The organism is Pseudomonas sp. GD03862, from assembly GCF_029840855.1.
GTDB classification, from domain to species: Bacteria; Pseudomonadota; Gammaproteobacteria; order Pseudomonadales; family Pseudomonadaceae; genus Aquipseudomonas; species Aquipseudomonas alloputida.
The window spans coordinates 42,114-52,454 of record NZ_JAOCDI010000041.1 but is presented as its reverse complement, the minus strand read 5'-3'; the positions used below and the strand labels follow the sequence as shown (position 1 = coordinate 52,454).

Annotated in this window: 10 protein-coding genes; all 10 read right to left on the bottom strand. The window is 61.3% G+C overall.

Annotated features, from left to right (window positions below):
- Positions 1-127: 127 nt before the first annotated feature.
- Complete coding sequence (locus tag N5D53_RS22090; RefSeq protein ID WP_279840827.1) at positions 128-856, bottom strand: thioredoxin family protein; 729 nt, start codon at positions 854-856, stop codon at positions 128-130.
- Positions 857-950: 94 nt separating this feature from the next.
- The gene (locus N5D53_RS22085; RefSeq protein WP_279840825.1) at positions 951-3,152 is read right to left on the bottom strand and encodes an LTA synthase family protein; all 2,202 of its coding nucleotides are present in this window, start codon (positions 3,150-3,152) and stop codon (positions 951-953) included.
- 135 nt (positions 3,153-3,287) lie between these two features.
- Complete coding sequence (locus tag N5D53_RS22080) at positions 3,288-4,568, bottom strand: hypothetical protein (RefSeq protein WP_104961863.1); 1,281 nt, start codon at positions 4,566-4,568, stop codon at positions 3,288-3,290.
- A 46-nt stretch (positions 4,569-4,614) separates the two neighbouring features.
- Positions 4,615-5,367 (bottom strand): hypothetical protein, encoded by a 753-nt coding sequence (locus N5D53_RS22075; RefSeq protein WP_104961862.1) that lies wholly within the window; start codon positions 5,365-5,367, stop codon positions 4,615-4,617.
- A 45-nt stretch (positions 5,368-5,412) separates the two neighbouring features.
- Positions 5,413-6,093: a C39 family peptidase gene (locus N5D53_RS22070; protein WP_104961861.1), complete on the bottom strand. Its 681-nt coding sequence runs from the start codon at positions 6,091-6,093 to the stop codon at positions 5,413-5,415.
- A gap of 61 nt (positions 6,094-6,154) precedes the next feature.
- A complete protein-coding gene (locus N5D53_RS22065) occupies positions 6,155-7,606 on the bottom strand; it encodes a heme utilization protein (RefSeq protein ID WP_104961860.1) in 1,452 nt (483 codons plus the stop codon).
- A 49-nt stretch (positions 7,607-7,655) separates the two neighbouring features.
- Complete coding sequence (locus tag N5D53_RS22060) at positions 7,656-8,234, bottom strand: hypothetical protein (protein ID WP_010953763.1); 579 nt, start codon at positions 8,232-8,234, stop codon at positions 7,656-7,658.
- Position 8,235: 1 nt separating this feature from the next.
- A complete protein-coding gene (locus N5D53_RS22055) occupies positions 8,236-8,673 on the bottom strand; it encodes a hypothetical protein (RefSeq protein WP_014591274.1) in 438 nt (145 codons plus the stop codon).
- 297 nt (positions 8,674-8,970) lie between these two features.
- Positions 8,971-9,540: an AAA family ATPase gene (locus N5D53_RS22050; RefSeq protein ID WP_064491055.1), complete on the bottom strand. Its 570-nt coding sequence runs from the start codon at positions 9,538-9,540 to the stop codon at positions 8,971-8,973.
- Positions 9,537-10,103: a nicotinamide riboside transporter PnuC gene (pnuC, locus tag N5D53_RS22045; protein ID WP_020191413.1), complete on the bottom strand. Its 567-nt coding sequence runs from the start codon at positions 10,101-10,103 to the stop codon at positions 9,537-9,539. Before pnuC ends, N5D53_RS22050 begins: the two co-directional genes overlap by 4 nt.
- Between the last annotated feature and the right edge of the window lie 238 nt (positions 10,104-10,341).

Below are 10,341 nucleotides of genomic sequence, written 5' to 3'. Positions count from 1 at the left end.
GCGGGTGGAAATTGGCCAGCAGGGCCGGCCTCTTCGCGGGTAAACCCGCTCCTACGGGGCGACCGCGCAGGCCGTCAATGTTGAGCAGGACAGTTGCCCCCCCCCACAGGTGTGCGTGTTGCCAGCATCATCTGTGACAGCAGTGAGGCTTGTCCGGTTGACCTTCATAGCGGTCATGGTGCCGCACCCAGTCCATGGTCCCACCTTCATTGCGCCCCAGTGGCGCAATGTCGAGGAAGTTGTAGGTGTTGACCAGAATGTCCAGCCCGCGGGCGTAGGTTGAGTAGGTGTGGTACACGCTGCCGTCGCCTTCGCGGAAAAAAGCACTCAAGCCGGGCAGCTCGCTTTCATTGCCCTCATACGGCTCATAGTTGTACTGCCGCTGGCCTTCGCTGCCGACACTGACGCCAAAGTCCTCGTTGAAGTCGCTGCCATGCGACGAATACCACGGGAACTGCCAGCCCATGCGCTGGCGAAATGCCTGAAATTCGGTGTACGGCGCCCGTGACACCGCCACCAGCGACACATCGTGGTGGGCCAGGTGCAGATTGGCGCCGTCAAAGTGGTCGGCCAGAAAAGAGCAGCCGGGGCAGCCCTCGCTCCAGCCTTCGGCGAACATGAAGTGGTAAAGCAACAACTGGCTGCGGCCTGCGAACAGGTCGGCCAGGTTCAACGCGCCGTTTGGCCCGAAGAAGCGGTAATCCTGCTCGACCTTTACCCAAGGCAGGGCGCGACGGGCTGCAGCTAGCGCGTCGCGGTGGTGGGTAAATGCTTTTTCGTGCAGCCACAGTTGCTGGCGAGCCGCCAGCCACTGGCTGCGGGAAACCACCGGGTGCCTGCTTTCGCGTGTGCTCATGGTGCTGTCTCCTCGCTGGGGGATTCACACCTTGGTCGAGTACGACCAGGTCGATTCGACAAGCACCGGTGGCCGGGCGATGAGCGGTACCTGCTTAGCCCGAATGGGCGATATGCCCCTCGGCCCGTTCATCGGCGCCGTCATCCTCGCCAGGCAGGGCGGTGATCACGCTGAAGTCGCTGACTTCTACCTTGCCGCCGCCATAGCCCAGCAAGTGGAAGGAAAACGCCTTGCGCTCGGTTGGGTTGTCGAAGCTGAACTCCATCTCCAGTGGCGCGTCGGCGGTGACCTTTACCTCTTCGGGCAGGCCCAGCGGCACGTCCTGTTCCAACTGCTTGGCCTTGAGCCGGATATAGGCCGCGCGTTTGGGGTCCAGCGAGCGGACCTTGACCCGCACGCGGGTGTGCGAGCCTCCGGGCATTTCCAGATACTGGGCGCCAATGAGGTTGTCGGCCCAGTCATCGTCAATGCGCTTGCGCAACTTGATCGGCGAAGGGCCGCCGAACTGGTAGCGCAGGTTGAGCGGGGTTTGCAGCAAGGATTGGTCGAGCACCCCGGCCAAGGCGCCGATCTGTTGGCCCAGCAGGCTGTCGGCCGGACCGAGGTAGCGGGCCTGGTCGGCGATGAAGCCTTCACTGGCATAACGCCGGCAGCGCTGCTGGAAGTCACATTCGGTGAACAGGCCCTGGCCGTTGTGGTAGCGCAGCATGCCGTTGGTGTAGGAGATCATCTCGCGGCCGCTGTCGTAGTCGCGGAACAACGAGCGACCGCCAAGCGCGACGGGAATGGGCAGTGCGAAGTAGTCGAGCAGCGAGGTGGCCAGGTCGATATGGCCGTAGGTGCCGCGCTTGATGGTTGGCAGCTGGGCCTGCTCCGGCGCCAGGGTAAGGTTGAAGCCCCAGGAGGAGGCCAGGCGCACGCCATCGATGCCGTGGGACTCGTCGGAAGTCAGCACCACCAGTGTGTCCTTGAGGACGCCCTGGCGCTCAAGATTGTCAAGAAATGCCCCGACCGCGTCATCCAGGTAGGCGACCGCTGCCTGTTTCGGTGTGGCGTAGCGCTCGAGGTACTCGGCCGGCGCCGAATAGGGCTGGTGGGTGCCCACGGTGAGCAGCGTCAGCATCCATGGCTTGTCCTGCTTCTGCAACTTGCCTACATAGCCCAGGGCGCCTTCGAAGAAAGCGCGGTCATCCTTGCCCCATGGGAAGTGCAGGTAGTTCTTGTTGCTGAACCATTCCTGGCCATGCACCGCATCGAAACCGATGTGCGGCATGATGCGGTCCTTGGCCATGAAGCGCAGGCCCGCGCCTTGCAGGTAGTGAGTGGTGAAACCGGCCTGGCGCAATTGTGCCGGCAGACAGGCCTGGTTGCGTTGGTTCTGGGTCAGCAGTTCCACGCCCTTGGGCGTGCCGTTGGCCAGCTTGTCGTAATCGCCGCACAGCATCGCATACAGGCCACGGATGGTCTGGTGGGTGTGCAGCACGTAGTCTGGGGTGTTCATGCCGCGCTCGGCCCACTTGCTGAGCTTGGGCATCAAGTCCTCATTGAAGCGGCTGTTTAGCGCCTGGCGGTTAGGTCGCAGGTAGGCGCCCGGGATGCCTTCCATTGTGATCACCAGCAAGTTGCGGGCGCTTCCCGGGCCGGCAAGCAGCCTTTGCCCATGCAGGTCGGATTGAGTCAGGCCGCTGCTGGCGAGCGGTGTGAAGGTTTGTGTGCGGCCCATCCAGCCTTCGACCTGGCGTTGCAGGTTACCGACCCCGGCAGACATCAACTGGTGGGGGAGGTTGTATTGCCGCCACTGGTCGGCATCGGATGGTAGCAACTGCTGGCTGCCCCAATGCGCGCCGAACAGCAGTACGGGTATGGCCCAGGCTTTGCGCGGCAGTGGCTGGCTACACCGTGCACGGCTGCGCCACGCACAGGCCAGCCAGGCCAGCAGGCCGCCACCCAGGGCCCAGGGCAGCCAGGCATGGGCCAGGCCGCCACCGGTTGAATTCTCCATGAACTGCGGGTCGGTCAGGTAGTTAAGGTCGGCGCTGGTGGGCAGTCGACCCACCGCGCTCACCAGTTCGGCCGAGGCCACCCAAAGCGCCGCCCAGGCTAGCAGCACCGGCAGCGCCAGCCACCATGGCCTGCGGTGTAGCAGCACTATCAACAGGCTGCCGAGGGCGAGATCGGACAGGTAACCGAACGGGTTGGACCAACCCAGCATGGCGCGTGTACCCAGTGGGATCACCAGCACCAGAGCCGCCAAAGTGGCAAGCCGGGTGCTCGGGTGGTCGGACAGGTTCTTCACAAAAACTTCCCTTTTGCCATTAAATCGTCATGCATCTGTGCTTGATGATATCAGGCCAGGGCAGGGAAGGCGGCCGGTTACAAGGCTTGTAACCAAAGCCGGGCCCGTTCGCACAGGCCCGGCCGATGGCAACTATCAGAAGTAATAAGGGAATTTCAGGCTGAAAGAAAAGTCAGGTGCGTCATCGGTCAGACCAATGGACAGGTTGGGCACGATGGTCAGGTTGTCGGTGGCGGCGAAGGTCAGGCCAATATTGAAGTTGGCGGCGTTGTAGTCACTGTTGGAGATCGATTGCCAGTCGCCGCCATCAGGTTTGATCTTGCTCTTGCGGGCGAACTGGTCGGATACCGAGAACGACATGCTCATCTTTTCGTTAAGGGCAAAGGCGATGCCCCCGCCGATCTGCCACGAGTCGCCAAGCTTGACGTCACCCGGCACCTTGCTGTTCACCTGCGGACTGATGTCGCTGAACGAGTCTTGCATGTTGTAGGTGTAGGACAGGCTGCCGAACAGCACGGCCGGGTCGAAGGTCTTGACCAGCGAGATGCCCGGTGTGATCGACCATACACCGTTGCCGGTCGGTAGGCTTTCCGGTACCGCGAGGTTGTTGTTGCCGTCCACCTCGCGCAGTTTGATGCCGTAGGGGTCTTTGCCGGTCGGTGCCTTGATGCGCAGGGTGGCCACTGCGTCAGGCCAGGTTTCGTCCTCGTCGAGGAATTTGTAGGCCACCCCGACGTTGATATCGCCGATTTCCGGGTCGCGAGTCACGCTGGCATCGGAAGTGGTTGCCCCGGCCCCCCCCGCACCACCGGACGAGTAGGTGGACTCGCGGTAAACCACGGGGACGTTGATGTCGAACTGCCAGCGCTGCGCCAGGTTATAGCGGGCAGTCATGTCCAGGGTCCAGTTGTCAGCCTTGATCCGGTCGAGGTTGATGCTGCCGAGGAAGATCGAGTCCAGTGCCAGAAAGCCATTGAGGGTCAGCGCACGGGTATCGTAATGGGTATAGGTGACGCCGGTTTCGAAGCTGAACTTGCCCCCGCCAAAGAATCCGCTGGCTTCGTCATACAGGTTGGAAACGCTTTGCGCCGGCTCGGAATCGGCTGTCAGCGCCTGGCCGTAGGAGCTCCCTGTAGTGCCCGGTGCGCCAGAGGCGACGGTCTGAGCACCTTTCACCCCCTCGGCCGGAGACTTGACCAAGCGTCTGGGTTGCGCGGCAGCAGGGGCCTCCTCGACCTGGCGCACACGTTGCTCCAGCACCATCAGTGCCTGTTGCTGTGCCTCATAGCGGCGTTTGAGTTCAATCAGTTCCTGTTTCAGCGCTTCGACCTGTGGGTCGGCGGCTGCGTAAAGTGCTGTGGCTGGGGCCAAGGCAGTCAAGCACACAAAAGCTCTGAGCGTAAAAGATCGGTACATGGAGTTGCCGTCCCTTCCAACTACTTTTGATGAGACTGAGCGTAGATCAGTATCCGAAGGTGCGAAGACCTTTGAGCTGGTCGAGGCTACCGTTGAGGGAAGCCGCTGTCGGCACGCTCTCGCGCATGACAACGTTCAAGGTGGTGACGTTGTTGACCAGGTTACCGTTGCCGAGCAGCGTCGAGTTCTGCAGCAGGCCACCCTGGGCCAGGCGTTGCACACTGCTGCCCTGGTTGTTGCTGGCATTGATGTTGAGCTGCACGCCCACACCGCTTGAGGACACACTGAGCGCGCCGGCGCCATTTTCCCCGACCAGGGTCTGGCCGGCGGCCAGTACCTGGCCTTGCTGTTGTGCAGCGGGGGCCTGGTTGGCTTTGGTCACGTTGATATCGACGTTGTTGTAAGCGGCGTTGTTATCACCGGCTGCACGGACCACCTGGGTCACACCTTCGGTGGTGGTCAGGCCGTTGCCGCCCGTTACCACGCCAGTCCCGGCAGCAGACGCGCTGCTCGGTGCCGTACCTGCGCCTTTTTTGTCAATCATCGAGACATAGAACTGGGGTTTGATGGTCGATTGCTGAACTTGCAGCGTGGACGTTGCCCCGATCACATCCCCTTTTGCATTTTGCCAGGTGCTGGACATGACAATGCCGAAGCTCACGATTCGTCCGGGCATCACATAGCGGCCCCGCAGGTTGGCCAGCTCCTGATCCTTCAGTTCGATGGGTTTGAATGCCTCTGCGTGACTGGGCAAGCTGGCTGCCAGACAGGCCATGGCCAACCACAATGAAGTCTTCATGAAATGCTCCCTGGAGCCTCATGCTCCTTGTCATTAGAACAGTCGTTAGAAGAAGTCGCTTCTGATGAAGCCGAAGTCCAGCAGCTCTGCGTCCTGCACGGGGGTGAAGTTGTTCACCCGGCCCTTGGCGGTCAGTGGCAGGGGCGGGTCGAGCAGGATGTTGTTCTTGTCGTAACCCTGGCCGATCACCGCGAAGATGATGCCGTTCCAGCCCTTGAGGAAATCGTCGACCTTGTATCGTTTGTGGCCCAGCACCGGATCACCGATGTACACCCAACCTTTGTCGACTTTCTGCATGACCACGAAGTGCTTGTAGCCGCGCACATCCATCAGCACCACGACAGGAATGCGTACGCTGTTCAGGGTTTCGGGCGCCACCCGGTAACCGCGGGCACGCATCCCGAGGCTTTCGACGTAGCGCTTCATGTCGAGCATCGAGAAGCCTTGCGTGCGCACAAGGTCCTGGTCGGCGTGGGCCAGCATGCCTTCGATGATCTGATGTTCGTCCACATCCAGCCAGTAGGCCTGGCGCAGGATGGTCGCCAGCGCGGCGGCGCCGCAGCTGAAGTCGGTCTTTTGTTGCACCAGGTCGGCGAACTTGCGTTCGCGCAAGCTCTGGATCGGTTTGAACACCACGGCGCCGCCCGGGAGGACGGACAGCGGCATTTGTGCAGCTTCGCTCACGCTGGCCAGGCACAGCAAAAACGCCAAGGCGAAAATACGCATGATCGGGTGCCTTACGGTGTGTTGAAGAAAGGCCCCCCGAAGGGGGCCTCAAGCACAGCGGTCAGAACGAGGTGTTGGAGATGGCCAGCGAGTTGCTTTGCTGGTTGCCCACACCGGCTGCTACGTTCACGCCCAGGTTACCGCTGCCACCGTTCACCGAACCGCTAAGGGTTGCAGTGTTGGTGACTGGGTTGGCCCAGCCGGTCGGGGTCAGCACTTGGAAGGACACAGTATTGCTCAAGTCGTAAGCGCTGCTTTCGCTGTAGCTCTTCGAAATGTCGTTCGAGGATTCTTTCGAATGCTCGCCAGACTTCGAGAACTCAGACGCCGAAGCATTCTCGTACGAAGAGTCGTGAGACTTGGTGTACGAAGACTCTTTGGACTTGTCGTACGACGACTGATGCGACTTGTCGTAGTTGGAGTCGAATGCTTTCTCGAACGACGAGTCGTATGCACTTTCGTGCGACTTGTCGATCGACGCATCCAGCGACGCACTCAGCGAGCCATCGAAGGACTTGGTGTGGGAGCGCTCGTAACGGCCATAGTCGGTGGTATGGGTACGCGAGGCGCTAACGTCAGCGTCCAGCGAAGCTGCCAGGCTGGCGCTGCTCGACGCGCTGTGGCTGCCGCTGGCAGAGCCACTGGCACCCCAGCCGAACGAGCCACTTGCGCTCGAGTTGTGGGAGCCGCTGGCACTGCTGGATTGCGAGCCGCTGGAGTCCCAGCCACTGGAGCCGCTGGAGCTGGCGCTATGCGCACCGGCGAGGCTGAAGCTCGAAGACGAGCTGCGGTCGTCGGTCGAGTTGAAGCTGCCCTCCTTCGAGCTTGAACCGCTGGCCGACTTGGTGATGGTAATCGTATCCACCCGGTAGGTGCGGTCGGCGCTGTTGTTTACAACCAGGCCTGGGCCGTCCTGATTGGCCGAAGCCGTGGCAGTGGCGTTGCCCAGCGGAGCACCGGTGTTGGCGATGGCCATGGTGTTTTTCTGCTGGTTGAGGTCGCCACCGGCAACGTTGATGCCGATGTTGCCCTCAGCCCCGCTGGCTGAGCCGCTCATCACAGCCGAAGACTGGGTCGAATAGTTGTCGACCCGGTTGTTTCTGCTGGTTTGCACGACGTCAGCCGTGGCACTGGCCATGCCGAACACGAAGCTGTTGTCCAGGCTCGAGTCGGAGCCTGCGTTGGCAATGGCAGCGGCGTTGTCTTGCTGGTTGCCGTTACCGGCCGCCACGTTTATGCCAACGTTGCCGCTGGAGCCGGTGCCAGAGTCACTCATCTCGGCTTCGTTGATGGTGCCTTGATTGGAGATGCGGTTGCGAGTGCTGGTTTGGGTGTCCCAGGCATTGGCCGTTGCATACACAGGGATCTTGGTGGGTGGAGGATTGTGATGACCATTGTTATGGTGGCCGTTATGGTGGTCATTACGCCGATCATTTTGCCCAGCTTGTACAGCAACAGCCATGACCGCAGCAATTGCGAAAACCAGAGGCTTGATTGCCATCGAGGGTTTCATGGTGATTCTCCGTACGCTATTAGGTTAAGTGTCGTTCTTAACTGCAGGGTCAATCCGCGACCCGGATGCTCAAGGTGTTGGCCATTCGGTTTCCCACCCCGGCACTCTGGTTCAACTGGATCACCCCTCGGCTACCGGTGAAGGCCTGGTCACTGGTAGTGACCTGGCGATAGCCTGCTGGAATGTCAGTTGCTCCTGAGTTGTTGATCAGCGCCACGTTCTGTTGCATGAGGACGCTGTCGTCGATGCTTTGCGGTTGTGCACCAATGCTGATGCTCAGTGCGTTGGCTTGCTGGGTGTTGGCACCTGCGCTCTGGTTGACGCCCAGGGCGCCGCTGCCGTTGCTGAAAGCGTTGCCCTGGATGGTCGAGCGGGCGTCCATCGCGGGGTCGGCGGGCGTGTCGAGCCGTTGTCGGATCTGGGTGCTTGCATTGGCTTCGGGGCCGACGGCGATGGCGCGCGCATTGACCTGCTGCTGTTTGTCACCAGCGGCCTGGTTGACAGAGAGGTTGCCCTGATAGCGGCTGCCGGAGCTGTCGATATCGGCGTTGTTGATGACCGGAACCAGGGATTGCGCAAAGGCCGGTGCAGTGCAAAGGGCGGCCAGCATCAGCAGTGTGCGCTTCATCTCACTTGCCCCCGCCGGTCAGAATCTGCAGTGGCGCGAGGCCTCGCTGCACGCTTGAGTTGACCATGTTCGAGATACCGTTACCCGACCCCGTGCCGCGTCCGCCCGCCAAGTTGGGAAGTTGGTTCTGGTTGCCGAGGTTGCCACCCAGGTTGTTGGTCTGCTGGGTGACCAGGTTGCTGATGCCTGCGCCACTGCTGATGCTGGCGAAATCGCCATCGCTCAGCTCGTTGGTTTGCTTGAGCACGTGGGCAGAAGGGTTGGCATTGACGGTGGTAGGGCTCGGGTCTGGAATCAGCGGCGGGATGGTCGCGTTGCGCACCTGCACATCGCGCTTGATGATGATGATCCCCTTGTCCGCCTGAGCCGTCAGGCTGAGTGACCCCAGTACACAACCCACCAGTAATAGGTGATAGAGGCGTTTGTCACGTTTCCTCACGACGGCAACTCCTTCTTTGAGCGCTGGGCCTGTTCAGCGATGCGAACGACAGAGCAGAAGGTGTGCCGCTTTTTAGAATACGTTTCAGATCAGATAGTTAGGGCAAGAGGCTGACAAAATGCGGCGCATGCTGTCTCAGGCTTGAAACAGCTTGCCCTGCGCGTTGCCGGCAAAGTCAGCTGTGGCCTTGATGGGAAGGGTTTTTGCAAGTGTGTTTCACGGGCTTGACACTGCCCCCAGGACAGGGGGAAGCCCCGCAATTTCGGGGGCTTTGCCCCACCGGGGTGTGTCAGTGGTTTAACACTCGGTTGGGCATGATGGCGCATCGCTACCAAGCAGCATAGCAACCGATTGCAGGGCCAGCAATTGGCGTTGCGGCCAATTGCCATCAAGTATTTGGTGCGGTTGGTTGTGTCGCCTCAGCCACGCCTGGCTGTCGTCGAAAAAGCGCTGACGATCACTGAGGTCGGGTTGGCAACGCTGCCCATCGGCAATCCAGTCCACCCCTTGCGGGCTGAGCAACAGGTGCAGGTCGTAACGCCGTGCCAGCAGTGCCTCTTCCAGCCAGGTTGGGCAGTCGTCGAACAGTGCGTGGCTCCAGAGCATGTTGCTTAGCAGGTGGGTGTCCAGAATTAGCAGCGGGGGCGCCTGCTCACGTGCACGGTCCTCCCATGCCAGTTGTCCGCGGGCGATGGCGGGAATATCGGCGTAGCAGGTGTCACGGCATTGCTGGTCGATGAAATGGCGCACGTATTCGCCCACCACCACGCCACCAAAATGTGCCTGGATCACCCCGCTGAGCCAGCTTTTGCCACTGGATTCTGGGCCGCACAGTACCAGCACTTTCATTGCTTGCGGCGCACTCATGGCTGTACCAACGCCGGGTCGCGCCGCCATTCCAGCCAGCCGCGTACAGCAATCAGGGTGAGCACGGCGAAGAAGCCTGCGGTGAAATACAGCTGCTGATGCAGGTATTGGCCCACATAGACGATGTCGACCACGACCCACAGTGGCCAGCACTGCAGGCGTTTCTGCGCCATCCACAGTTGCGCGACCAGGCTGAATCCGGTCAGGGTGGCATCCAGCCAGGGCAGGGCGGCATCGGTCCAGTTGGCCATGGCCGCGCCCAGGGCGGCGCTCAGCAGCACCCCGGCGGCCAGGCCGGTGAGCAGTGCCGGGCGTGGCAGACGGGAGACCTGACGGGCGTCCTCAGCGTGGTCGGGGCGCTTCCATTGCCACCAGCCGTACAGTTGCAGGATGGCGTAGGCCACTTGCAGCAACATGCCCGAGTACAGCTTTACTTCGTAGAACAGCCAGCCATAGATCAGCACCATGACCAGGCCGATCGGCCAGCACCAGGCGTTCTGCTTGACCGTGAGCCAGACAGCGGTAACGCCGAGGAGGGCGGCAATGAGTTCAAGGCCGGACATCGGCGATCCTTGGAGACTACGGGGAAGGGGCGAGATTGTAGCGGGTCGGCCGGTGAAGGTGTAGGGCGCAGCGGTGGGATACCCCTTTGTAGGAGCGGGTTTACCCGCGAACACCGGCAACGCCGGTGCCATCCACCGCGTTGCTTCCTTCGCGGGCATGCCCGCACACAGGTGCAGCGCAGGCTTCAAGGTCACTCGATACCTGCTGGAGCAGGCCTGCCCGCTCCCCCAAAGGGCT